The following is a 26,147-nucleotide window of genomic DNA, read 5'->3' on the forward strand; positions in this document are numbered from 1 at the left end:
TTAATTTTATATATATAAATACTTATGGGAACAATTCCAACTTTAGTAGGTGCTGGTTTAGTAGTAATCGGTGCAGGTTTAGGTTTAGGTAAAATCGGTGGATCTGCTATGGACGCTATTGCTCGTCAGCCAGAAGCTGCTGGTAAAATCCAAACTGCGATGATTATTATCGCTGCTTTATTAGAAGGTTTAGCATTTGCTGCTTTAATCTTAGGAAAATAATAAAGAAAGAAATAACAACATCTTTAACGGTTGGTTAAAGGTGTTGTTACTTTAAAAAAAGAAATTAAATATTTAATATAGTTATATAAAATGGATAAGTTAATTAACGATTTTTCATTCGGTTTATTCTTTTGGCAAGCTTTAATCTTGTTAGTATTAATTTTGCTTTTGGTAAAATTTGCATGGAAGCCAATTATGGAATCTATTACAGCAAGAGAAGAAGGTATTAAAAATGCATTGCTTTCTGCTGAAAATGCAAAAAGAGAAATGGAAAATTTACAAGCTGATAATCAAAGAATTTTGAACGAAGCTCGTGCAGAACGTGACACTATGTTGAAGGAAGCTCGTGAAATGAGAGAGAAAATGATTACTGATTCTAAAAACGAAGCACAAGAGGCAGGTCAAAAAATGATCGAGCAAGCTAAAGCAGCTATCGAAAGTGAAAAAAATGCTGCAATGGCTGAAGTGAAAGCTCAAGTTTCAACTTTATCATTGACTATTGCTGAAAAATTATTGAAAGAAGAATTATCTAACAAAGAATCTCAAACTAAATTAGTAGAGAAAATGTTAGGTGACGTAAAGTTAAACTAAGATTATGGCAAGTACAAGAGCAGCAATTCGTTATGCAAAAGCAATTCTAGACTTAGCAAACTCTAAAGGTGTTGCCGAAGCTGTCAATAACGATATGAAATCAATTGCAAGAGCAATTGAGACAAATTTAGAATTGAGTACCTTTATTGAAAACCCAACTACAAAGGTTGAAGTTAAAGAAAGTGCTCTTTTAGAAGTTTTTGCAGATGTAAATGGAGTTACCAAAGGGTTATTTCATTTATTATTTGAAAACAAAAGATTTGAAATTCTAAAAGCAATCGCTTTAGAGTACAATAAATTATTTGATGAAAATAACGGTGTTGAAGTAGCAAAAGTTACAACAGCTATTCCGATGGACGCAGAATTAGAAGCTAAAGTTTTAGCAAAAATTGCAACTTTATCAGATAAAAAAATTACAATTGAAAATATCGTAGATCCTTCAATTATTGGTGGATTTATTTTGAGAATAGGAGATAATCAATACAATGCTTCTGTTGCAAACAGATTACAAGTATTAAAAAGAGAGTTAAGTAATTAGTTTTTATAACACAAAAAGTGTCTAAATTATAAATTAAGATGGCGGAAATCAAACCTGCTGAAATTTCAGCAATATTAAGAAAGCAAGTAGAAGGTTTTGAATCTGGTGCTACGCTAGAGGAAGTAGGAACAGTACTTCAAGTTGGAGACGGTATTGCTCGTGTTTACGGGCTGTCTAATGTACAATATGGAGAGTTAGTAGAATTTGATAACGGTATGGAAGGTATCGTATTGAATCTTGAAGAGGATAATGTTGGGGTTGTACTTTTAGGACCATCAACTGGACTTAAAGAAGGATCTACTGCAAAAAGAACTCAACGTATTGCTTCTCTTAAAGTAGGTGAGCAAATGGTAGGACGTGTTGTTAACACTCTTGGTTTTCCAATTGATGGAAAAGGACCAATCGGTGGGGACTTATACGAAATGCCTTTGGAAAGAAAAGCACCTGGAGTTATCTTCCGTCAGCCAGTAACTGAGCCATTACAAACAGGAGTAAAAGCAGTTGATGCTATGATTCCAGTTGGACGTGGACAGCGTGAGCTTGTAATCGGTGACCGTCAAACAGGTAAATCAACTGTTTGTATCGATACAATCTTGAACCAAAAAGAATTTTACGATGCAGGAAAACCTGTATTCTGTATATATGTTGCAATTGGACAAAAAGCTTCAACTGTAGCAGGAATCGCTAAAATGTTAGAAGAAAAAGGTGCAATGGCTTATACAGTTATCGTTGCTGCTAATGCTTCTGATCCAGCTCCAATGCAAGTTTACGCTCCTTTCGCAGGTGCTGCAATTGGAGAATACTTTAGAGATTCTGGTCGTCCAGCTCTTATTGTTTATGATGATTTATCTAAACAAGCTGTTGCTTACCGTGAGGTTTCTCTTTTATTAAGAAGACCACCGGGACGTGAGGCTTACCCTGGAGACGTTTTCTACTTACACTCTCGTTTATTAGAGCGTGCTTGTAAAGTAATCGCTGATGATGGTATCGCTAAAAACATGAACGATTTACCAGATTCTATCAAATCTATCGTTAAAGGTGGTGGTTCATTGACTGCATTGCCAATTATCGAAACTCAAGCTGGTGACGTTTCTGCATATATCCCAACAAACGTAATCTCTATTACAGATGGTCAGATTTTCCTTGATGGAGATTTGTTCAACTCTGGGGTTCGTCCTGCTATTAACGTGGGTATCTCTGTATCTCGTGTTGGAGGTAATGCTCAAATTAAATCTATGAAGAAAGTTTCTGGAACTTTAAAATTAGATCAAGCTCAATTCCGTGAATTAGAAGCTTTCGCTAAATTTGGTTCTGACTTAGATTCTGTTACTTTAAACGTAATTGAAAAAGGTAAAAGAAACGTTGAAATCTTGAAACAAGGTTTAAATGATCCTTATACAGTTGAAAACCAAGTAGCTATTATCTACGCTGGTTCTAAAAACTTATTAAGAAACGTTCCTGTAGAAAAAGTAAAAGAATTTGAAGCTGATTTCTTAGCTTACTTAAACAGTAAACATAAAGATACGCTTAACGCGTTGAAAGCTGGTAAATTAGATGACAGCATTACAGATGTTATCGAAAAAGCAGCAAAAGAAATCTCAGCAAAATATAACTAATTAGATAATTCGTTAATTAGATGATTAGATAATGTATAAACATTTATCTAATTATCTAATTTTCAAATTGTCACATTTTCTAATTTAATAGATGGCAAATTTAAAGGAAATCCGTAATAGAATTACTTCCGTTTCATCAACGATGCAGATTACATCTGCGATGAAAATGGTTTCTGCTGCAAAGCTGAAGAAAGCACAAGATGCAATCACTGCAATGCGTCCTTATGCCGAGAAATTAACGGAGTTATTGCAAGATCTTTCTGCATCACTTGAAGGTGAAGTTGGAGGAGATTACACTACACAACGTGAAGTGAAAAAAGTATTGCTTGTTGCTATAACTTCTAACAGAGGTTTATGTGGTGCTTTTAATTCAAATATTATTAAAGAGATTAAAAATCGTACTGCTTTTTACCAAGGAAAACAGGTAGATGTTTTTGCTATTGGTAAAAAAGGAAATGATGCTTTAAGCAAAACTCATAAAGTACACGGTCATCATAATGCTATTTTTGATCATTTGACTTTTGAAAATGTTGCAGGAATCGCTGATAATCTTACAGAGAAATTTTTATCTGGAGAATACGATAGAATCGAATTAATTTACAATCAATTTAAAAACGCTGCGACTCAAATTGTTCAAACGGAACAGTTTTTACCGTTAGCACCTATTAAATCTGATGCAGCTGCTTCTACTGGAGATTATATTTATGAGCCTTCAAAAGAAGAAATTGTTTTGACTTTAATCCCTAAGTCTTTAAAAACACAATTGTATAAAGGTATTCGTGATTCATTCGCTTCAGAGCATGGAGCACGTATGACTGCTATGCACAAAGCAACAGATAACGCAACTGAATTAAGAAACCAATTGAAATTAACTTATAACAAAGCGCGTCAGGCTGCTATTACAAGTGAAATTTTGGAAATCGTTGGTGGAGCAGAAGCTTTGAATGGATAATTTATTCCATATTATATAATAAAAAAAAGCCAGCATTTGCTGGCTTTTTTTTATTGGAAGTTTTTTCTTTTTTAAAAATAACTTTATAAAATGGTGATTCTCAAATTATTCAAAAATTGAGAATCACTACCATTTTATAAAAATAGACAGATTGACTCTGTGTGCTTTGTCTTTTATGGGAACAAACTAGCTTTATTAATCCCACGGCTCTGTTTTTTTAAGGGTTACAATACAGCAGAATCAATCCCTTGTGCTTTGTCTTTTATGGGAACAAACAAGCTTTATTAGTCCCAGTGCTCTGTTTTTATTAGGGTTACACTACAGCTTAATCAATCCCTTATGCTTTGTCTTTTATGGGAACAAACAAGCTTTATTAGTCCCAGTGCTTCCTTTTTTATAAGGGTTGTATCTAGCTTTCTCAATCCCTGTGAAACAAATTTAGGAAAAGACTGTCTAAAAAAAGTTACATAATTTTCATGTCTAATTTATATATTTCACATGTCTTTGATTTTTAATTATATAAGTCTTAACTTAAACTTTACTTATTTTTGTTTATATTTTAATAAAAAATTCATGAATCTTTCTATAAAAGAACTAATTACAGTGCAAGAAATGTTATTTCAAATTGAGACTATTAGGCATTTATATCCTAAACTTAGCTTAGAGCAATACGAGAATTATCTTAAAGAAATGGTGCCTCATAATTATACTCAAATTGCAGTTTTTGAAAATGATGTTTGTCTGGGCTTAACAGGGTGTTGGTCTGCTACAAAGCTTTGGACGGGTAAATATCTTGAAATAGACAATTTTGTGGTTAATCCAGAATTTCGATCTAGAGGAATTGGAAAAATGCTTACTGATTATATCGAGAAAAAAGCAATAGAATTAAATTGCAGCAGTATAGTTTTGGATGCTTTTACAGGAAATTTTGCTGCGCATCGTTTTTACTACAATCAAGGTTATGCACCTAAAGGTTTTCATTTTGTAAAAATCTTAGACGAGACCAAAATGACTGTTTAAAAACAAACAGAACTTTTCTTTATTACATCAACAAAAACACCATTAAACAAAAGAAATGGTTATTTTTGTCCTACAAACATTATTACAATTATATTTTGGGATTATATAAAAATCTATTCAAACAAACAGCAATTTACGGACTGGCGACAGTTTTACCGCGAATGCTGAGTTTTTTATTAGTGAGATTATATACGGGAATTTTACCAACGGCCGAGTATGGGGAAGTTTCGATTGTATTATCTTGGATGGTTTTCTTTAATGTAGTTCTTTCTTACGGAATGGAAACTGCTTTCTTTAGATTTTATAGTGCCGAAGATGATAAGAAAAATGTAATTGCAACTTCGACAATTTCAATCTTTTGGACATCCATTATTTTTCTTTTTGTTGCTTTGATTTTCAGAAATACATTAGCAAGTTTAGCAGAAGTAGATGTTCAATATATTACGTATACCGTTTGGATCTTAGTTTTGGATGCTTTGGTTTTAATTCCATTTTCTAAATTAAGAGCCAATCAAAGACCAATGGTTTATGCGGCAATTAAAATAGGAAATGTAGTCATCAATTTATTGTTGAATATTTTCTTTTTGATGTACTTGCCAAAATTAGCAGATGCAAATCCAAATTCTGTTTGGGATAATTTATATGTAGAGAATTTCCAGATTGCTTATATTTTTATTGCTAACCTTTTGGCGAGTTTGGCAACATTTATAGTGCTTTCGCCAAATTATCTTTCGCTTGGGCGAAAATTCGATCCAGAACTTTGGAGAAGAATGATGAAATATGGACTTCCTATTTTAGTGGCTGGATTAGCCTTTGCAGTAAACGAACATTTTGATAAAATTTTACTAGGTTATTTACTTCCAGAAAATTTAGCAAAATCTGAAGTGGGAGCTTATTCTGCCTGCTACAAATTAGGATTGTTTATGGTTCTGTTTGCGACAGCTTTTAGATTAGGAATTGAACCTTTCTTTTTTAGTCATGCGAAAAACGAAAATGCACCACAGACTTATGCCGTAATTACCAAATACTTTGTGATATTGGGTTCCCTAATTTTGTTAGGAGTGATTGTTTTTGCAGATGTTTTGAAATACTTATTACTAGACAATAAATCCTATTGGGAAGCCATGAAAGTGGTACCGCTTATTATTTTGGCAAATTTCTTTTTAGGAATCTACAATAACTTATCAGTTTGGTATAAACTGACAGACAAAACAAAAATTGGAGCTTATATTTCTATTGTAGGAGCAATTGTTACCTTGGTTTTAAATTATCTTTTAATTCCAAAATACAGCTATTATGGTTCTGCAATTGCAACCATTTCTGCTTATGGAAGCATGATGCTTATTTCTTATATTTTAGGAAATAAATATTATCCAATTCCTTATGATATGAACAAGATTGGTGCTTATTTAGGTGTTTCAATAGTATTTTCAGTGATTTCGTTTTACGGATTTAGAGAGAAATATTATGTTGGAATTCCACTTCTTTTAGCTTTTATGTATATGGTTTACCATTTTGAAAAAGATACTATTAAAGGTATAATGAAGAAAAAATAAGACAGATTTAAAATTTTATACTTAAAAATGAAAATTCAAATTATCAATAAATCACAACACGATTTACCAAATTACGAAACGATTGCTTCTGCAGGAATGGATTTACGTGCCAATATTTCAGAACCAATTACGTTAAAACCTTTAGAAAGAACGATTGTAAAAACAGGACTTTTTATTGAATTGCCAATTGGTTATGAAGCGCAGGTAAGACCAAGAAGCGGATTGGCAGCCAAAAAAGGGGTAACTGTATTAAATTCTCCAGGAACTGTTGATGCAGATTACAGAGGAGAAATAGGAGTAATTTTAGTAAATTTATCTAATGATGATTTTGTAATTGAAAACGGAGAAAGAATTGCTCAGCTGATTATTGCAAAACACGAAAGAGCTGAATGGATAGAAGTTAAAACACTTTCTGAAACATCGAGAGGTGAAGGAGGCTTTGGAAGCACAGGTGTGAAATAGTTTTTGTATTTAACAAAAACACCATAAAAAGAAAGACCAAACCCAATGAAGATTTTTTGATCTTCCTATAAAATCAAATAAAAAATGAAGATAATTGTCCCTATGGCAGGCCGTGGATCAAGATTGAGGCCGCATACATTAACTGTTCCGAAACCATTAATTCCTGTTGCAGGAAAATCTATAGTACACCGTTTAGTTGAAGATATTGCCAAAATATTGAAAGAACCAATTGAAGAAGTTGCTTTTATTTTAGGTGATGAAGCTTTTTTTGGAGACGATGTCGTAAAAAGTTTAGAAGATTTGGCAAAAGGATTAGGAGCTAAAGCTTCAATCTACCGTCAGGATCAGCCATTAGGAACGGGCCATGCTATTATGTGCGCCAAAGATTCTTTATCTGGGCCAGCAGTAATTGCTTATGCAGATACTTTAATTAGAGCAGATTTTGAATTAGATCCATCTGCAGATGCTGTAATCTGGGTAAAACAAGTAGACCAGCCAGAAGCTTTTGGTGTTGTAAAACTGAATCAAAATAATGAAATTATTGAGTTGGTTGAGAAACCAAAGGAATTCGTAAGTGATTTAGCAGTTATCGGAATTTATTATTTCAAAGAAGTTGGAGTTTTAAGAAATGAACTTCAAAATGTTTTAGATAATAATATCCAGAATGGTGGCGAATATCAGATTAATGATGGTATCAAAGCGATGATGGCAAACGGAAAAGTTTTCAAAACTGGAAGCGTTGACGAATGGATGGACTGCGGAAACAAAGATGTTACTGTAGAAACAAACACTAGAATGCTTGGTTTTCTTCATAATGATGGAGAACATTTAGTAGATTATGGTGTAACATTAGAAAATTCTACTATTATTCCTCCATGTTATATTGGAGAAAATGTTGTTTTAAAAAATACTACAATTGGGCCAAATGTTTCAGTTGGAAAAGGTTGTCATATTACGGACAGTAGTATTAAAAATAGCTTAATTCAAACTCATTCTCAAATTAAAAATGCTAACTTAGATAACGCAATGATAGGAAATCATGTGAGTTATGATGGTAAATTTACCAGTGTAAGTATTGGTGATTATGCAGTTTTAGAATAGAATTAAAAATTTAAAAGTTTCATTTTTGTTTAAATGTAAATTTTAAGATGATAAAAAAAAGAGTTTTTACAGTTTTGCTGATTGCTTTATGCAGCACATCGTTTTCGGTTTTTGCACAGACAGAACCTGAAGATATTGCTATGGCAACAGACGAATATCAGGACTCATTTTATGAATCATTGAAACAAAAAGGAATCGAAAATTACGATAAAGCGATTGTGTCATTGGAGAAATGTATAAAACTAAAACCCAATGACGCGGTGGCTTATTTTGAATTAGGAAAGAACTATTTTGCTCTTAAAGAATATCGAAATGCTCAAGATAATTTTGAAAAAGCAACACAGCTGGATCCTAAAAACAAATGGTTTTGGCTCGGAATTTACGATGTAAGTTACGAAACCAAAAACTATCCGCTGGCAATTGAAACGATTCAAAAAATAATTGTTTTTGACGAAGAGTACAAAGACGATTTGATTTCGTTATACATGATTACCAATCAGTATGATAAAGCATTAATTGCGATTAACGAAATGAATGAAAAGTTTGGAAAATCATCAGATCGTGAAATTTATAAAGCACAGATTTTATCGCAAGGAAAATATCAGAATGCTGAAATTGATAATTTGATACAACAGATTAAAAAAGATCCAAAAGAAGAATCAAATTATTTGAATCTCATTCTTTTGTATTCAAAAAATAATGAAAATGAGAAATCATTGGAGGTTGCAAAACAATTAGCCAAAGAAATTCCAAATTCAGAATGGTCGCAGGTCAGTTTGTTTAAAACATACTTAGATGCCAATCAGGCAGATAAAGCTATCAAATCGATGAATGTGATTTTGGCAAGTTCAAAAATCGATTCAAAAATCAAACATAGAACTTTGAATGAGTTTTTGATTTACGTCAATAAAAATCCACAGTATGCTGCCGATTTAGAAAAGGCTATTTCTTATTTTGATAACGATAAAGAGGTTGATGTTGCCAAAGAAATTGGAAAATTTTATCATAGTAAAGGTCAGTTTGAAAATGCAGTTAAATATTATGAAAAAGATTTAAAAGCCAATTCAGATACAGATCTTGAAACCAATATGTTATTGCTGGAAGCCTATTCTCAGACAAAACAATTTGAACCCATGACCAAAAGAGCTATGATGCTGATTGAAGTATATCCGAGTCAGGCTCAGTTTTATTATTTTGCGGGATTAGGAAGCAATCAGCAAAAGCAATTTAAGAATGCAAAAACCGTTTTAGAAATGGGTCTTGATTATGTTGTTGATGATGTAAAATTAGAATCCAATTTTAATATTCAATTAGGAGAGGCGTATAATGGATTGGGAGACGCCAAGAAAAAAGAGGAATACTTTTTGAAGGCAAACGAATTATTAAAGAAAAAAAAATAAAGGAGAAACTCAGATGAAAAAATATATAGCAGTACTAATTCTTTCGGTTGCAGTTGTATCATGTAAGACAAAAGCAGTTGCAGTACAAAATAATACAAGTCCAATAGTTGCACCAAAAGAAGAGAAGAAAGTAATTGAAAAGCATTATGATAATAAGTTAGATTTTTCTACTCTATACATAAAAGCAAGTGCAAAATATGTTGATGAGAAACAAAGCCAAAATGTTACTGCCGAAATTAGAATTGAAAAAGACAAGCAGATTTTGATTAGTGTGCGTTTTCTTGGAATTACAATGGCGAAAGCTTTAATAACTCCTGATGCAGTAAGTTATTATGAGAAAATAAACAGTACTTATTACGAAGGCGATTTTACAAGTTTGAGCAAATGGCTTGGAACCGATTTAGATTATAGTAAAGTTCAGAATTTATTGATCGGTGAAGCATTTGACGATTTAAGAAAAGGAAAATATACACAGACTATTGTAGAAAATCTTTTTAGACTGGATGAAGAAAAAGATGCTAATTTGAAGAAAACTTTTTTCTTAGATGGCGAGAAATATTTAATTCAGAAAGAAGAAATTTCACAACCGTCTGAAAACAGAACTTTACAGATTGCTTATTCAGACAGCAAAACTTTTGATCAAGGAATACTTCCTACAAGTATTGAAATCAATGCAGTACAGCCAAAAGGAAAAACAAGTATTAATTTGAATTATAACAATATTTCATTTAACGAACAGCTTTCTTTTCCTTACAGTATTCCGAGTGGTTATAAAAAAATGACAATTAAGTAAATTTGCAAAAATAAAAATAGAAACATGCCAAAATTTCTCCTAAGTCTAGTTTTAATTTGTGCCACTACTTTTGTATGGGCGCAGGATTCTCAGCAAGAAAAACTGGAACAGCGTAAAGCTCAAATTCAACAGGAAATCAGAGACAACGAAAAGATGCTTCAGTCTGTTCGAAAAAAAGAGAAATCTGCTGTGAATGAATATTTAATTCAGGCCAATAAAATCAAACTAAAAGAGAAATTAATTAATACGACTGCTAAACAGGAAAGACTGATTAGCAATGATATGTATATTAATCAGGTTCAGGTTAATAAATTGAAAAAAGAACTAAAAGTTCTTAAAGAGGATTATGCAGAGATGATCTTAAAATCATACAAAAGCCGTTCAGAACAAAGTCGTGCGATGTTCATTTTATCTTCTGAGAGTTTTTTACAAGCATACAAAAGAGCACAATATTTAAAACAATATACCAATTTCAGAAAAAATCAAGGTCTTGAAATTCAGTCAAAAACAGCACAATTAGTTGATTTTAATGCAAAACTGGATGGACAAAGACAAGTGAAAAAGAAAATTATTGCTGAAAATCAGAAAGAGAAAGTAACTCTTGAAGCAGAGAAAAAAGAACAGCAAAAATTGGTTAATTCGCTTAAAAAAGATAAAAATAAAATTGCTGCCGATATTCGATCTAAACAAAGTGAATCAAAGAGAATCGACAGACAAATTGATCGTTTAATTCGTGAAGCCATTGCCGAAGCCAATAGAAAAGCAGCTGCTGAAAGAGCAAAAGCTAATCCAGGTACAAGCGAAGCAAAAGCACCAGTTTCATCTTCTAAAATTGCTTTAACTCCGGAAGATAAAATTTTAGCAGCAGATTTTAAAGCCAACAGAGGAAGACTGCCTTGGCCAGTAGAAAAAGGATTTATTTCTCTTGGATACGGAGATCAGCCTCATCCGTTGCATCCTTCAATTACAGTTCACAATTCTGGAGTTGAAATTACAACAGAAGATGGTGCAAGTGCAAGAGCAGTATTTGCTGGAGAAGTTTCTAAAGTTATCGTTTTATCACCAGTGAATAAAGCAGTTGTGATTCAGCACGGAGATTTCTTTACAGTCTATCAAAACTTGAGTTCTGTTTCTGTAAGTCAGGGAGATAAAGTGACGATTAAACAAAATATTGGAAAAGTGAGAACAAGTGGAGATACAGGAAAAACGATTATTAAATTCTTGATTCTTCAAAATACTTCAAACAACAATCCAGAAGGATGGTTACAAAGCAGATAAAAATATAGGGAGCAATTTTGCTCCCTTTTTTATAGTCTAATAATTTTCTTCCAAGAAATATTTTAAAACATCTGTCGTCGTGACAATTCCTTTTAATTCTCCTTTATCAACAACTGGTGCGGCATGAAATTCTTCTTTTACAAAAATTTCAGCTAAGTCCCTAATTATAAGATCTGAAGAAACTGTTTTTGGTTTAGAAGTCATAACTTGAGGAATAGTAAGCATTTCTAATACAGCTTCATCTGCTCCATCTTGTCCGTCGAATAATGCACCAAAAGTAAGACGGTTAATATCGGTGCGACTGATAATTCCAACAACTTCTTTTCCGTTAACAACTGGAATATGGCGAATAGAATTAGCTTTTAATTTTTCTACTACATTTTTTAAATCATCATTTTGATTTACAGTTATAACACTTTTTGTCATAATGTGGCTTATCGGTTCTCTCTTTTTCATAATTTGATGGTGTTAGATTTATATCAAATTTGAAAATTATTTGAAACTAATTAGATGATTTTTGTCAGTAGAAAAAACAAGAATAAGTAGTATTTTAGGTAGTTATTATTTAAAATAAGAAGATTTTATTCTGATTTCAAATAATAAAAATTACCATTCAAGTTCCTTTGAAATTGCCATGATTGAATTTAAAAATAGTATTTTTGCAGTATGGAAACAAATAGACAGAAAAAAATAGGCGGAGTTCTCCAGAAAGATCTGGTTGACATCTTGCAAGGTGAAGTGAGAAAAAATGGAATTACGAATTTGGTGATTTCAGTATCCAAAGTAAGTGTAACTACAGATTTGTCTGTAGCGACAGTATATTTAAGTATTTTTCCGCAAGAAAAAGCCAAAGAAACTCTCGAGGCAATTAAAACAAATACCACTTTAATCAAACATGATTTGTCACAGCGTGTACGTTTGCAGTTACGACGTGTTCCAAATTTAGTTTTCTTTATTGACGACTCTTTAGATTATATTGAGAAAATTGACAATGCACTTTCGGGAAAAGAAAACCCAATCGAAAATCGTGATCTTTTAGAAAAAAGAAGAAAATCGTAATTTGAATTTCCCTTTATACATAGCCAAACGTTATATTTTTAGCAGGAGTAAAAACAATGCTATCAATATTATTAACCGAATTGCCAGCATGGGAATCATTGTTGGTACGATGGCTTTGTTTGTGGTTTTATCTGTTTTCAGCGGATTAAAAGTTTTCAGCCTTTCGTTTACAAACGAAATTGATCCCGATTTAAAATTGACGAGTACTTATGGAAAGTCTTTTTTAATTACGCCAGATCAAGAAAATCAAATCAAAAAAATAGACGGTGTTGTTCTTTATACCAAGATTATAGAAGAACGTGTTTTGTTTTTGTTTAAAGACAAACAACAGGTTACGTATTTAAAAGGAGTTGATAACAATTATGCTGTTGTCAACGATATAAAGCAAAAACTTTATTTAGGTCAATGGCTAAAACCCGATAGTTTTCAAGTTGTAGTTGGTTATGGATTATCTCAAAACTTCTCCATGGGAATTTTGGATTTTGAAAACCCGCTTCAGGTTTTTGCACCAAAACCAGGAAAAGGAGGAATTGAAAACCCAGAAGAGGCTTTTAATAAAACAGATGTTTTGCCTGTCGGAATTTATTCAATTAGTGAAGAATTAGACTCAAAATATGTATTTGCAGATTTAGGTTTAACTCAGGAATTGTTAATGTATAAGCCAAATCAAATCTCTGGAATTGAATTTAAGTTAAAAGAAAATGCAGATGAAAATGCAATCAAAAAACAGCTTAATTCGATTTTTAAAAATAAGATCACTTTAAAGAACAGAGCACAGTTAAATGAGTCTTTGTATAAAATGCTCAATACCGAAAATATTGTTGTTTATTTGATTTTTACTTTGGTAATTATTGTGGCGCTTTTTAATTTGGTTGGTGCTTTGATTATGATGATTTTAGAAAAAAAGGGAAATCTTAAAACTCTTTTTAACCTTGGGGCAGAAGTGGGTTATTTAAGAAGAATCTTTTTGCTTCAAGGAACTTTATTAAGCTTTTTTGGCGGTTTAATTGGACTAGTTTTAGGAATCGTATTAGTCATATTACAACAACAATATGAGTTAATTATGATTACACCGACTTTGGCATACCCAGTTGTTTTTTCTTTGGAAAATGTTCTAATTGTGATGACAACTATTGTTACACTTGGTTTTGCAGCTTCTTTAATTGCAAGTAGCCGTGTAAGCAAAAAATTATTGGATTAATATCTTCCTAAAAAATATTACTTATATTTACTGCCTTGAAAATCTACAGCATATGATTGTTTCTGCCTAATCCTATTTTATTTTTAAGAATAATTAGGATACTTACGTTTTTACTTTTTAGTTCAGATTAATATACATCTGAACCAATTTTTTCATTTATCCTAAATATCATGACAGAAACATCTATAAAGGAAAGTTTTATTTCCAAAATTTTTACCACAACAAAACAAGCTTTAAAAGGCGACGAATCATTTGACTATACCTCTGGAAGTATTAAGAAAGCCGTAATTCTATTAGCCATTCCGATGGTTTTAGAAATGATGATGGAATCGGTTTTTGCTTTGGTCGATTTATATTTCGTTGGGCATTTAAAACACAGCAGTTTTGCTATTCAAACGGTTGGTTTAACCGAATCAGTATTGACCGTAATTTACTCCCTTGCTATCGGAATGAGTATGGCGGCAACTGCAGTTGTAGCAAGACGCATTGGCGAAAAAGATCCAATCGCTGCAGCAAAAGCAGGAATGCAGGCCATTATTATAGCATTTGCAGTTAACAGTTTACTCAGCATTTTTGGAATTATATATGCTAAAGACATTTTGCTTTTCATGGGGGCATCAGCCGAAGCTGCAGAACATGGTTTCCAATTTACACAGATTATGATTGGTTCCAGCTTGTGCATTATGCTTTTGTTTTTAATAAATGGAATTTTCCGCGGAGCAGGAAATGCAGCAATCGCCATGAAAAGCCTTTGGATTGCCAATATTTGCAATATTATTTTATGTCCGATTTTAATTAATGGTTTCGGGCCAATTCCTGCTTTCGGATTAGTTGGAGCTGCTTTGGCAACCACTATCGGAAGAAGCATTGGTGTTTTATATCAGGTATATCATTTGTTTTTTGGAAATGGAATTTTAAAAATTAAGATTCCTTATTTTGCTCCAGATTTTACACAAATCAAAGCTTTAGTAAAAATTGCAGCTCCTGGAATTTTACAATTTGTAATCGCTTCCTGCAGCTGGATTTTCTTGGCAAAATTAGTTGCAACAACCGGCGGAGATCATGGTTCAGCAGGATACCAAACTGCATTGAGAATTATGATGTTTTTTATTCTTCCGGCGTGGGGATTGAGTAACGCCGCAGCCACTTTGGTTGGACAAAATTTGGGTGCGAAACAAATTGAACGTGCCGAAAAATCAGTAATGACAACCGCAAAATATAACGTGATTTTTATGGCTTCCATCATGATTATTACGCTTGTTTTTGGAAAATATATTATTTCGTTTTTCACGAATGATGAAGCTGTAAAAACCATTGCAGTCGAAGCACTTCAAATTATGAGCATAGGTTTTATTTTTTACGGAATTGGAATGGTTTTGATCAACACTTTCAATGGAGCAGGAGATACTTGGACACCAACAGGAATTAATTTCTTTGGGTTTTGGTTATTTCAAATTCCGTTGGCTTTCGTATTGGCAAAACATTTTAATATGGGGCCAACTGGCGTTTTTATTGCTATTCCAGTTGCCGAAACTGCTATTACTTTGGCAGGAATCTTTTTTTATAAAAGAGGAAAGTGGAAACGAGTTCAGGTTTAGATTCTGTACAATATTTCTTAAAAATTTGCGTTGAATCTATTTAACCAAAAACATAGATTTATGAGAACCAAAATTAAATTTTTAGTAGTTTTATCTTTATGTGTATTCGCATTTATGGCCTTTAAACCAGCAGATAAAAAAGTGATTTTAATTGATGCAGGTCACGGTGGTAACGATACTGGCGCTGATATACGTGGCTTTGAAGAAAAAATAATTACCGAAGCAGTCGCAAAAAAAATTAAAGAACTAAACAAGAACGAGAATGTTGAGATTGTCTTACTTCGTGACGGAGATACGAGTATGGATTTGAAAGAAAGAACAACAATCATAAACAAATTGAAGCCTGATTTAGTAATTTCATTACATATTAGTGCTGCTCCAAATGTTACATCAAATGGAGTTGGAGCTTACATTTCATCAAAGAAAACATTTTATGATCAGTCAAAAGAAATTGCTGAAAATGTAATTGATAAGATAACATCAACAGGAAATTTGGCAAAGAGACGTGTAAGTGAGGCGCCATTTTATATTTTGAAAAATGCAGATTGTCCCATGATGCATTTAGAAATGGGATTTTTATCTAATGAAAATGACCGAAATTATATTACCAGTGAAAAGGGGCAAACTGAAATTGCACAGAAAATTTTAGAATCGTTAAAGTAAAACATAAAAAAGACCTTCAAATTTTTGAAGGTCTTTTTTGTAAAAGTTAAATATTTTACAACTCAAATTTATAAATGGAAATTGTTGTACTTTTGAACGTACAATTTAAAGTACTATTTATGAAAGCAATTACAATCTCAACTTTGCGAAAAAACATTAAAAATTATTTTGATGAAGTTTCAGAGTCTTCAGAAATAATTGTTGTTCCAAGAAATTCTGAAGAAGATGCTGTTGTCATAATTTCTATGAAAGAGTATAATTCAATATTAGAAACTCAACATTTATTATCAACTAAAACAAATAGAAAACGTCTTTCAGAATCTATAGAACAAATGGAAAAGGGAGAAATTGTGAACTTTAATCTGGATGAACTTTAGATTATATGGATATTTGTTTTACAAAAAATGGATGGGAAGATTTTGAATATTGGATTGAAAACGATACCGAAACAGCATTAAAAATAAAAGAATTAATTAAATCAATCAGAGAAAATCCATTTAAAGGAATTGGAAAACCGGAACCTTTAAAACATGATTTAAAAAGTTTCTGGTCTAGAAGAATTAATGGAGATCATCGATTGGTTTATAGAGTTTCAGGAACAAAAGGAATTGATCAAAAATGTATTATTTTACAATGTCGATTTCATTATGATGATTAAAAAAGAAAGACCTTCAAATTTTTGAAGGTCTTTCTTTTTATCATTTATCAAAGTTTAAAATTTTGAATACGATTATATTTTAAACAAATTCATAACCAGCATAAACCTCTTCAATCTCTTTCATGATTGCAAATAAATCCTCAGGCCCATCAGTTGTAACCAGTTTCTGTTTGAATTCTTTGAAAGAATGAATTCCTTTGAAATAATTGGTATAATGACGACGCATTTCTACAATTCCCAAGCGCTCGCCTTTCCATTCCATAGACCATTTTAAATGGTTTCTAGCAGCCTCAACACGATCAATAACGGTTGGAGCAGATAAGTGTTCGCCTGTTTTAAAGAAATGTTTGATTTCATTGAAAATCCACGGATAACCAATCGCCGCACGGCCAATCATGATACCGTCAATTCCGTATTCGTTTTTATAGTGTAATGCTTTTTCTGGACTGTCGATATCGCCATTCCCAAAAATAGGCATTGTAATTCTTGGATTATTTTTTACACGCGCAATGTGAGACCAGTCAGAATGACCTTTATACATTTGTGCACGGGTTCTAGCGTGAATGGTTAAAGCTTGAACACCAATATCCTGAAGTCTTTCTGCAACTTCATCAATATTAATCGAGTTTTCGTCCCAGCCTAAACGCGTTTTTACCGTAACAGGCAAATCAGTTCCTTTGATAACCGCTTTCGTTAAACGAACCATCAAATCAACATCTTTCAAAACTCCTGCTCCTGCGCCACGACAAACGACTTTTTTTACTGGGCATCCAAAGTTAATGTCCACTAAATCTGGTTTTACAGTTGAAACAATTTTAGACGACATTTCCATTGCTTCTTCATCTCCACCAAAAATCTGAATTCCAACAGGACGTTCGTAATCAAAAATATCCAGCTTCATGCGGCTTTTTATAGCGTCACGAATTAATCCTTCCGACGAAATAAATTCAGAATACATCATGTCAGCGCCATGCGTTTTGCATAATCTGCGAAACGGTGGATCGCTCACATCTTCCATCGGAGCTAGTAATAAAGGAAATTCAGGTAATTCTATGTTGCCAATCTTGACCATCTTCGTAATTTTTTGCAAAATTACAACTTTTTAGTCGAATTGGCACAATTCGAGTGACAAAGGCTCAAAGTAACAAAGGGACAAAGGTTTTTTATAGTGCTGATTAACAGTCTTTGATACTATGGATCTTTGTCACTTTGTCTCTATACTAAGTTCTGTAGTCAAAAAACCGAATAGGTTTTCGACTCATTGGATTAAAAACCAGAGGATTTAAAACTTCTTTTGATGCAAATTCTATTTTGGGCGTTACTCTTAATTTGGCTCTAAAGTGATCTTTTATTTCTTGTAAAAATTCTGGAGTTTGATTTTTAGAGGCAATTTTAATCAGGATTTCATCTGTACCTAAATCGTTTGTAGAGATTTCGATCAAATGATTTTCGATAGTATCAAAACTGCTCAAAACATCGTTCATCGCTGGTGGATAAAGCGTTGTTCCTTTATATTTGATCATCTGCTTTTTACGGCCAACAACTGGGCCAACACGTAAAGTGTTTCTGCCACAAGCGCAAGGTTCATCATGAAACTGTACCATATCTCCAGTTTTAAAACGTAACAAAGGCATCGCTTCAATTCCTAAAGTTGTAAATGTCAACTCGCCGGTTTCGCCGTTTTTTACAGGCTGATTATTTTCGTCCAAAACTTCGATTATGATTAATTCAGGATGATGATGTCCGCCTTTTCCGTGTTCGCATTCTGTGAATGCAGTACTCATTTCGGTTGAAGCGTAAGTCGAAAACAACTTAATATTCCATTTATCAGTGATTTTTTTCGATAGAATATTCATCGAAAAATCCTGTTCTCTTAAGGACTCTCCAATACAGATGGCGCCTTTTATGCTCGAATTATTATAATCGATTCCATGCATTTCAGCATATTCAATTAATTTTAAAAGGAAAGAAGGAACTGTAATTAAATAAGATGGATTGTATTTTAAAATCGAATCCCATTGCATTTCTGGAATTCCAGCGCCAACACGAATAACTCCAACTTTCAATTTTCGAAGACCAAGAAAATAAGCTAAGCCTGCCATAAATTTTCGGTCAATTGTGGTCATTAATTGTACCACATCGCCTTCTGCAATTCCCGCACAGGCGAATGAAATCGCTTCATTATAAGCCAATCGATCCAAGTCAGAATCGGTTAAGCCAAAAGTTACGGGATCGCCTAAAGTTCCTGATGTTGAGGCATAATCTATGATTTGATTTTGTGGAACACACACAAAATCGTCATTATACTGCTGTAAATCTTCTTTGGTTGTAACAGGCAAATGCTGTAAATCTTCCAGTGTTTTCACTTTCGAAATATCAATATTTTGTCCAGCAAAAAGTCTTTTGTAAAAAGGAGAATTTTGACTGATGTATTCTAGAAGTTCAACTAATTTTTTTTCTTGAAAAATTTTAATCTCTTCTAAAGAACCTTTTTCTATTGCTGGAATCATTGTAATTTTCTTTTGACTTTTTTTAAATATTTTTCAATCTTTTCTTTATCAGGAATTGTAGTAATTTCAAGGGTTAAAGCTTTTTCAAAATTAAGCTTTGCCTGTTGGAATTCCTTTTTTTGGTAAAAGTACAATCCTGTCTTATAATATACAACCCAATAATCAGGGTTTAACGATTGATAATTTTGAATGAATTCGGGAGAAATCGTTTCTTTATTATCTAAAACCGAATCTATTTTATGATCTTCAATCTTAAATTTTTTAAAATTCTGAAAAGCAGTGGTTTCCAAAAAAGGATCTTTGGCAATATTTAGATTTTCGGTTTGAAAAGATTTTGATTCAGTTTTATTTTTTCCGAAAATTAAATTCAAATCATAACAGACAAATTCGCCTAATTGATACGGATTTGCAGAAACCCAGACTAATTTTTCTTTAGGTTTAAAAATAATTCCATGATGAGCCAGTAATTGATTTAATGCTTTTTCATTTCCAAATCCTAAAGAAATGTTTTTTAAACCGTTTTTATTTCGAAGAATTTCCGAAGCAATTTCGGGATTTACTTTTGATTTTTCAGACAGCAATTCCTTCATTCTTTCAAAGCGATATTCAGAATGACTATTTATAATTTGTTCCTGATTTCGTTTATCTGCTGTAAAAGCTTCTCCTTGAAAATGATTCGAACAAATTAATTGATCGCTGTTTGGAACATCATAAACGTCCATTTTGTTGGGAGAAACTTCAATCAAAATTGCTTTATTGTCATTGGCGCTTCCCACCATAATTGATTCAGAAACAAAAACTTTTCTTTTTTTTGCAATGGCAATGGCTTCGTCTACATTTTTGGCATGCTGTAAAATTTCACGAGTCAGAATAGAAATTGGCGTTTTAGCGCTAAGCGGAATTTTAGATTTCGAAGCATTTATCGTTACGGTCAATCCTTCATAATTCATTCCCGAAACCGCACCAATCATTCCCGGCCAAGTTACCATCATAAACGGATAACCTTCTTTTGGTTTTATAAAGGCCGCGATTTTATTTTCCGCGAAAGCGTCATTCACATAAAAATCAAAATTGCGGGCCAGAATTAAATTTCCATCTTCTGATTTTTCGTTCCAAGCTGCAAAAGAAGAACAACCTACCAAAGCCAGATCTTGCAAAGCGTGCCCAATATCATGTGCGCCATGCAGATACAAACCACGTTGATATTTAGGCGCGATGTTGTTAAATTCATCTGAACTATATTCTGAAACGCCATAAATTTCGGTTTGATATTCGTCTGGAACATTCAAATACAACTTTCGATTGTACCATTTTAGGAAATTCCTCAACAATTTCTGCTGAAATTTGGACGGAATAAAATCGGTTATTTTGGAGAAAAAAATACGCTGTTGTTTTTGTAAAAGCGAATCGGTTAAAGCGCCGGTTGTGAGACCAATTTCAAGCGGATCGCCTTCAACATACAATTCCCAAAGACCTTGTTTATTTTTTAAAAGTGAATTTTTTCCAGAGATAAAAACAGTATCAGAAACTTTGGTAACAACTGGTTTGGAATTATTAAAAGCAGTAAGATCGGGTTTATGATGTTTTGATTTTGATGTACCGCAGGAAATCAGCAAACTGAGAAAACCGATAAGGAAGAAATAAATAACTCGGCTTTTCATGATTCAATTATTCAGATGCTTTTTTAATTTTTTCCAGCAGATATTCTTTTCCTACAATTTCTGAGCAGGTTATAACCGCTCCAACCGTAACACCCAAGACACCGTGCATGTTAATACTTTGGCCTGTAAGATACAGATTTTCCAGTTTGGTTTTTGTGGGAATTAAAGTTTTCATCGGATTATTAGAATCTTTAACATATCCGTACATATTCCCGCCGTCTCCGCCAATATAATCGCGGTAGGAAAGAGGAGTAGAAGTATGAACCGACTTGATGCAATTTCTAATTCCTGGGAATTTTTTTTCGATTTCTGCTAAAAGTTTTTCGGCTTTTTCGGCTTTGAATTCTTCGTAACTTTTGCCACGGTCGTTTTCGTCAAAAGTCGTATTAAAAGTATTTTCCCAAGCTTTTACATCATCATATTTCATGTAGGTTAAAAAGGTCATTCCGTCTGCCCATTCTTCGTCTTTATTAGACGGATTCATTGAAGCCATAAACGTTTTTGGCCATGAATTGTCATCGTATTCATAAGCAGTCCAAACATCTTCGGTGCTTTTAAAATGGTAATAATTATGATTGATGTATTTAAAAGTCTTTGGTTTAAAAACAATATAAAGGCTAAATGCCGACAACACATTTTCAAGGTCTTGGATTCTGTTGAAAAAGGGTTTTCGGAAATTTTCCTGACCGGCCATTTTCAAAGTTGTTTTGGGTTCGATATTCGAAATAAAATAGGTTCCAGAAACTTCAGTTCCGTCTTTCATTTGTACTGAATTTACCTTTTGGTTTTCGACCACAATTTTGGTAACTTCTTTATGCTTAAAGAATTCGCCTCCATATTTTTTGAGTTGTTTAAGGAGCTGCTTCGTTATCTGACTGCCGCCATTTACGCATCGCCACGAACTTTCGATATAAGAATTAATGACTAGTGCATGTACATAAAATGGAGATTTTTCGGCAATTCCAGCATAAAGAAAATTAGAACCTGCCAAAACCGCTTTTAGCTTTTCATTTTGGGTAAAAGAATCTATGGTTTCTTTCGCGTTGAGCGTTAAAATTTCAGTATCATATTTTCCTTCCGATTCTAAATTATAAAGTGGGAAAGCTTTGCAGACTTCTTTTATTTTCTCGCAGTATTGTTCGAGATTTTCTCTTTCTTCAGGGAAATAATTTATCAGTTGTTGAATAAAATTTTCAAAACCCTGTGCATGCGGATATTCGATTTTATCGTCTTCAAAAGAAATAATATCAAAACCATTTTCATCTAATTTTTTCAGATTCAAATGATCCATTATCCCAATATATTTGAAATATTGATTGAGATTTTGTCCTTCGTCTAAACCTCCGATATAATGAATTCCCGTATCAAAAATAGTTTTGTCTCTTACGAACGTTTGCAGATTTCCTCCGTATTGATTGTTTTTTTCGAGTACACAAACGCTATAGCCTTCTTTCGCTAGAATAATAGCAGAAACTAATCCGCCTAAACCGCTGCCAATAATGACTACATCGTACTCGTTTTTCATTATTTTTTGTTTAAAACAACTAAAGCATTTTCTTCAGAAATAATTTCAAAATCCTCAAACTGATTTTTTAAACCAGAACAATTCACTAAAATGATTAAAGAAGCCAAGGGAATTACTTTTTCAATTTCATCTTTATAACTTTCGTCAGAAATCAAAACAACATCATAATGATTTTCAAGTGCTGATTCAAACTGATCTAAGTAAAGTATCTTTCTTTTTGAAACAATGTAATTCGTTTTTGCCACCAGCAATTTTTCTTCGTCATTAATAAAAGAAACTATTTTTCGTTGTGGTTCCTGCAAAGCCAATAGAACATCCAACTGTCCATAATCATTTCCTAAATGCAGGATTTTTGCTTTCGGCTCAATATGTTTGTTTAAATTATAATAAACTTCCAGATTTTGTTTTAAATCTTTTTTCACGCTGTTTACAATTTCGATTTCTTTATAATCGTAACTGTTAAGCAGCATTTTTTTGAAATAGTCCGGCTTTTCAAGTTCCTGTCTTATTTTGCGGTATTCAGCTTTAAAGAACGTACTTATTTGTTTAGTTCTCTCGGCATAATTATTTCCGAATGAAAGATTATCAGGCGTAATTCTTTCTAAAATTGTAACAGTAAGCGCACTTTTGTGAATGACAAAATCGCCTTTTGGAATGGCTTCTGAAGCACCATGAATAACAACCGGAATGATATCCAGATTAAATTCTTCAGCTAAAAAGAAAGCTCCTTTATGAAATCTTTTAATAACATTATTTTCTGAACGTGTTCCCTCTGGGAAAACCATTAAGGAATATCCTTCCTCTATTTTTTTGCGTAAATGTTCTACACCGCCTTCAATACCTTCAGAAACGGGATAAAATCCTGCTTTTCTAACAATTCCTCCAAAAATAGGAGAGTTATAAACCCAGTCGCTTACCAAAAAAATAATTTTTGGACTCAGACTTCCGATTGCCAAAATATCTATAAATGAAGAATGATTGGCAATAATTACGGCTGGTTTTTCGAATGTTTCATTAAAATTATTGACAATTTTTTTGCTTATAAAAGGATTTGAATACAAGACCGATTTCATCAATTTTGAAACCACATATCGAAATGCTTTCATTTTTGTTTTGGCGCTAAGCGGGATAATCGGCATGATTGTAAAACTGAAGATCGACATTACAATACCACCTAAACCGTAATAAGCAAATGAAATTACACCGTGAATAAAAGTGCGGAGTTTAAATGGTGGATTTCCTTTTTTAGGACGATTCGATAAAAAGACTTTGAAGAGTATTGGATAAAAAATAAATGTAATAATCAACGCCGCAAAAACTCCAATTAAAGAAACAGAAGAAATAGAAGTCAATGCAGGATGTTTGGCAAATATCATCGCACCAATTCCTAAGATTGTTGTGATGACAGCCAAAATAATTGACGTTCTGTAAACCGCAATTTCGTTAACTCCAGTCGAATATTCTTTTTGCAGCGCACTGGTCATAAAAATACTGAAATCGACACCGTGACCAAAAATTAAAGTACAGACAATCATACTGAAAATATTCATTTGAATGCCAAAAATACCCATAATTCCAGCTGTTACAATTCCCGTCAACGCAATTGGAATACAGCTGATGATGACTAATTCAATTCTTCTGAAAAAGAAAAATAGAATTAGAATTACGGCAACAAAAGAATAATTTACGAGTGAATTAAAGTCGGTTTTTAAAGTGCTGAAAAACGTTTCGTTCATCTGCTGACGATCAATCGCAATTATATTTTCTTTTACCGAAGTTGTTTTTATAAAGGCATCGCGTTGTTCTGGTGCTACTTTTACCAAAGTCGAAACGGTGTAAAAACCATTTTTTTCTGTTATGAATTCTTGTAATTGCAAAGCTTTGATTTTTAAAAAATCAGCAACAGAAACAGGTTTGAAATCAAAGTCTAAATGATCAAAGAACAAAGTATAGGTTGTTGACTTAAAGCCGAGTTTTGAACCTTCAGCAATTAATTCCGATTTTACGAATTGTTTTTTCTGTGCAGTCCAAAATGAATTCCACTTCTTAATTTTTTCGATTTGTGCTGTCTGAGAAAGCACAATACCGCCAACCGAACTAAAATTTAGAATTTTATGCTGTTGTTTTGCTGTAGATAAATCTCCAAAAAGTTTAGAATTATGCTGTAAAGCTTCTTCAATAGTTTTGCCATATGAAGCAACATAAATCGTTTTGGAAGTTAAACTCGTGCTTTCTTCCAATTGTTTTTCGGCAGCTTTAATTTCTTTTGGAATAAAATTCAGCTGGGACAAATCGTTATTGAAGCCAACATCATTATAAGTAAAGCAACAAATAATCGTAATGATAACACAAAGTCCGATTAAGATTTTATTGTTGTGAAAAGAAAAATGCGCCATTTTATCGATCACATTTTTCTTGTGATCTTCTGGATTTTCTTTTGGTTTATATAAATGAGGCACAATTAAAAGAGAGAAAACTCCGGTTGCCATAACAATAACGGCAGCAAAAATTCCGAGATCATTCAACGCATCCGATTTTACAAAAAGCAGACATAAAAAAGCAACGGCAGTGGTAGAACTGCTCATAATAACCGGCATCGTAATGTCTTTGTACAAGGTTTTTACATCGCTGTTGTGTTTGTAATGCGTGAGAATATGAATGGAATAATCAATCGTGATTCCCAATAAAATAGAACCAATTCCTAATGAGATTGCCGAGATTTGTTCTCTCACAAAGTATAAAAACGCTACAGCAAACAAACCACCAAAAACGGTCGGCAGAAAAATAATCAGCGGAATTAAAATTTTTCGATAGAATAAAATCAGAATTAACATTAAAGTGAACATCGCGATTGATGTTGTCAAAATAATGTCGCCTTTAATTTGATTCGCATTTGCAACCGCAATTAGAGCAGAACCAAAATAACTTACAGAAGTTTTACCTTTAAATTGAGTATTTAAATTTTCCTGAATTGATTTCAGTTTTTCAGCAAAAATCGTATTCTTTTCGGTTTCGCTTGACGGAATATTGGATGTGATAAAAAGTAGTAATTTCTTTTTGTCTTTGGTCATTACAAAACCATTTTCGAGCGTAAAATCGTCGCCAATATTTAATTGTTGTAATTTTTTTAAAGCGATAAAAGAAATCCCAAACGGATCTTGCAGAATAAAATCTTTGGTTACAAATCCCGAAGGCGAAATGATCGATTTGTAATTTCCTTGAACGGTCGCTGCAATACTATCTTTCTGCAGTTTTTGTTCGATGTTTTTATAATCATTATCATCCAGAAAAAGAGGCAGATTATGGTAAACAAAATCTATGGTTTCCTGAATATTTTCTTCGTCAATTTTTCCTTGAATTCCCGTTATGTAAGGTTTGCAGGATTTAGAAACGCTGTCTGAAAATGCAGTAGCCATTTCTTTTAAATCTTCGGCAGATCCATTTTTTTCGAGTTTGAAAATTACGGTCGTTTTATCAGCAAAATTAAGTTGTTTCAGAACTTTTGCCGTAACATCAGTTTTGTCATTTGTCGGGATAAGTTTGGTAATGTCTTCTTCAAACTTTAATCTTGAAGCAAAAAATCCAAAAACAAGAAGCATCAAAACAGCCAAAAAAACCGAAAGAGATTTTCTTCGATTTACAAATAAATGAATGGCGTAGAAGTATTGGTGCATGGTAATTTTATTTTTTTTCCGCCACGAATTCACGAATTCATTTTTAATAGAATTGTAATAATTCGTGAA

General features: G+C 32.8%; 24 protein-coding genes. 18 read left to right on the forward strand and 6 right to left on the reverse strand.

Annotation, left to right across the window (positions count from 1 at the left end; translation table 11 throughout):
• The first annotated feature begins 24 nt into the window (after positions 1-24).
• The 12 genes from atpE (at position 25) to P2W65_RS05580 (ending at position 11,529) form a co-directional block, all read left to right on the forward strand.
• Positions 25-222 carry an ATP synthase F0 subunit C gene (gene atpE / locus P2W65_RS05525; RefSeq protein WP_008465835.1) on the forward strand — a complete coding sequence of 66 codons (198 nt, stop codon included), beginning with the start codon at positions 25-27 and terminating at the stop codon, positions 220-222.
• Positions 223-312: 90 nt separating this feature from the next.
• Positions 313-813: a F0F1 ATP synthase subunit B gene (locus P2W65_RS05530; RefSeq protein ID WP_289664039.1), complete on the forward strand. Its 501-nt coding sequence runs from the start codon at positions 313-315 to the stop codon at positions 811-813.
• Positions 814-817: 4 nt separating this feature from the next.
• On the forward strand, positions 818-1,351 hold the full coding sequence (atpH, locus tag P2W65_RS05535) for an ATP synthase F1 subunit delta (RefSeq protein ID WP_289664040.1): 534 nt from the start codon (positions 818-820) through the stop codon (positions 1,349-1,351).
• Between the two features lie 38 nt (positions 1,352-1,389).
• The gene (gene atpA, locus P2W65_RS05540; protein ID WP_057115505.1) at positions 1,390-2,967 is read left to right on the forward strand and encodes a F0F1 ATP synthase subunit alpha; all 1,578 of its coding nucleotides are present in this window, start codon (positions 1,390-1,392) and stop codon (positions 2,965-2,967) included.
• A 91-nt stretch (positions 2,968-3,058) separates the two neighbouring features.
• Positions 3,059-3,919: an ATP synthase F1 subunit gamma gene (atpG, locus tag P2W65_RS05545; RefSeq protein ID WP_179000931.1), complete on the forward strand. Its 861-nt coding sequence runs from the start codon at positions 3,059-3,061 to the stop codon at positions 3,917-3,919.
• A gap of 573 nt (positions 3,920-4,492) precedes the next feature.
• Positions 4,493-4,939 carry a GNAT family N-acetyltransferase gene (locus P2W65_RS05550; protein ID WP_289664043.1) on the forward strand — a complete coding sequence of 149 codons (447 nt, stop codon included), beginning with the start codon at positions 4,493-4,495 and terminating at the stop codon, positions 4,937-4,939.
• A gap of 95 nt (positions 4,940-5,034) precedes the next feature.
• Positions 5,035-6,495: a lipopolysaccharide biosynthesis protein gene (locus P2W65_RS05555; RefSeq protein WP_289666162.1), complete on the forward strand. Its 1,461-nt coding sequence runs from the start codon at positions 5,035-5,037 to the stop codon at positions 6,493-6,495.
• Between the two features lie 27 nt (positions 6,496-6,522).
• A complete protein-coding gene (gene dut, locus P2W65_RS05560) occupies positions 6,523-6,957 on the forward strand; it encodes a dUTP diphosphatase (protein WP_289664044.1) in 435 nt (144 codons plus the stop codon).
• 84 nt (positions 6,958-7,041) lie between these two features.
• Positions 7,042-8,058, forward strand: coding sequence for a sugar nucleotidyltransferase (locus P2W65_RS05565; protein ID WP_179000925.1), 1,017 nt, complete (start codon positions 7,042-7,044; stop codon positions 8,056-8,058).
• Between the two features lie 47 nt (positions 8,059-8,105).
• Positions 8,106-9,458, forward strand: a complete 1,353-nt coding sequence (locus tag P2W65_RS05570) for a tetratricopeptide repeat protein (RefSeq protein ID WP_289664045.1) — start codon at positions 8,106-8,108, stop codon at positions 9,456-9,458.
• Between the two features lie 13 nt (positions 9,459-9,471).
• The gene (gene lolB1 / locus P2W65_RS05575) at positions 9,472-10,251 is read left to right on the forward strand and encodes a lipoprotein insertase outer membrane protein LolB1 (protein WP_289664046.1); all 780 of its coding nucleotides are present in this window, start codon (positions 9,472-9,474) and stop codon (positions 10,249-10,251) included.
• A 24-nt stretch (positions 10,252-10,275) separates the two neighbouring features.
• Positions 10,276-11,529, forward strand: coding sequence for a murein hydrolase activator EnvC family protein (locus P2W65_RS05580; RefSeq protein ID WP_289664047.1), 1,254 nt, complete (start codon positions 10,276-10,278; stop codon positions 11,527-11,529).
• 36 nt (positions 11,530-11,565) lie between these two features.
• On the opposite strand, the gene P2W65_RS05585 is transcribed toward P2W65_RS05580, so the two are convergent.
• On the reverse strand, positions 11,566-11,985 hold the full coding sequence (locus P2W65_RS05585) for a CBS domain-containing protein (RefSeq protein WP_289664049.1): 420 nt from the start codon (positions 11,983-11,985) through the stop codon (positions 11,566-11,568).
• 210 nt (positions 11,986-12,195) lie between these two features.
• Between P2W65_RS05585 and rbfA the strand changes: the two genes are divergently transcribed.
• The 6 genes from rbfA to P2W65_RS05615 all read left to right on the forward strand — a co-directional run bounded on the left by rbfA (position 12,196) and on the right by P2W65_RS05615 (position 16,708).
• Positions 12,196-12,588, forward strand: coding sequence for a 30S ribosome-binding factor RbfA (gene rbfA, locus P2W65_RS05590; protein ID WP_289664051.1), 393 nt, complete (start codon positions 12,196-12,198; stop codon positions 12,586-12,588).
• Between the two features lies 1 nt (position 12,589).
• Positions 12,590-13,789 (forward strand): ABC transporter permease, encoded by a 1,200-nt coding sequence (locus tag P2W65_RS05595; RefSeq protein WP_289664053.1) that lies wholly within the window; start codon positions 12,590-12,592, stop codon positions 13,787-13,789.
• A gap of 170 nt (positions 13,790-13,959) precedes the next feature.
• A complete protein-coding gene (locus tag P2W65_RS05600) occupies positions 13,960-15,387 on the forward strand; it encodes an MATE family efflux transporter (RefSeq protein WP_289664055.1) in 1,428 nt (475 codons plus the stop codon).
• A gap of 60 nt (positions 15,388-15,447) precedes the next feature.
• Positions 15,448-16,050, forward strand: coding sequence for an N-acetylmuramoyl-L-alanine amidase family protein (locus P2W65_RS05605; RefSeq protein WP_289664057.1), 603 nt, complete (start codon positions 15,448-15,450; stop codon positions 16,048-16,050).
• A gap of 119 nt (positions 16,051-16,169) precedes the next feature.
• Positions 16,170-16,427 (forward strand): type II toxin-antitoxin system Phd/YefM family antitoxin, encoded by a 258-nt coding sequence (locus P2W65_RS05610; RefSeq protein ID WP_289664059.1) that lies wholly within the window; start codon positions 16,170-16,172, stop codon positions 16,425-16,427.
• Between the two features lie 5 nt (positions 16,428-16,432).
• The gene (locus P2W65_RS05615; protein ID WP_289664061.1) at positions 16,433-16,708 is read left to right on the forward strand and encodes a Txe/YoeB family addiction module toxin; all 276 of its coding nucleotides are present in this window, start codon (positions 16,433-16,435) and stop codon (positions 16,706-16,708) included.
• Positions 16,709-16,787: 79 nt separating this feature from the next.
• On the opposite strand, the gene dusB is transcribed toward P2W65_RS05615, so the two are convergent.
• From dusB to P2W65_RS05640, 5 genes are all read right to left on the reverse strand, one after another.
• On the reverse strand, positions 16,788-17,780 hold the full coding sequence (gene dusB, locus P2W65_RS05620) for a tRNA dihydrouridine synthase DusB (RefSeq protein WP_289664063.1): 993 nt from the start codon (positions 17,778-17,780) through the stop codon (positions 16,788-16,790).
• A gap of 148 nt (positions 17,781-17,928) precedes the next feature.
• Complete coding sequence (flxY, locus tag P2W65_RS05625; protein WP_289664065.1) at positions 17,929-19,218, reverse strand: flexirubin biosynthesis putative acyl-CoA ligase FlxY; 1,290 nt, start codon at positions 19,216-19,218, stop codon at positions 17,929-17,931.
• The gene (locus tag P2W65_RS05630) at positions 19,215-20,879 is read right to left on the reverse strand and encodes a C45 family autoproteolytic acyltransferase/hydrolase (protein WP_289664067.1); all 1,665 of its coding nucleotides are present in this window, start codon (positions 20,877-20,879) and stop codon (positions 19,215-19,217) included. Before P2W65_RS05630 ends, flxY begins: the two co-directional genes overlap by 4 nt.
• Positions 20,880-20,886: 7 nt before the next feature.
• Positions 20,887-22,404: a phytoene desaturase family protein gene (locus P2W65_RS05635; RefSeq protein WP_289664069.1), complete on the reverse strand. Its 1,518-nt coding sequence runs from the start codon at positions 22,402-22,404 to the stop codon at positions 20,887-20,889.
• The gene (locus P2W65_RS05640; RefSeq protein WP_289664071.1) at positions 22,404-26,078 is read right to left on the reverse strand and encodes an MMPL family transporter; all 3,675 of its coding nucleotides are present in this window, start codon (positions 26,076-26,078) and stop codon (positions 22,404-22,406) included. Before P2W65_RS05640 ends, P2W65_RS05635 begins: the two co-directional genes overlap by 1 nt.
• Positions 26,079-26,147 lie beyond the last annotated feature (69 nt).

The organism is Flavobacterium panacagri, from assembly GCF_030378165.1.
GTDB classification, from domain to species: domain Bacteria; phylum Bacteroidota; class Bacteroidia; order Flavobacteriales; family Flavobacteriaceae; genus Flavobacterium; species Flavobacterium panacagri.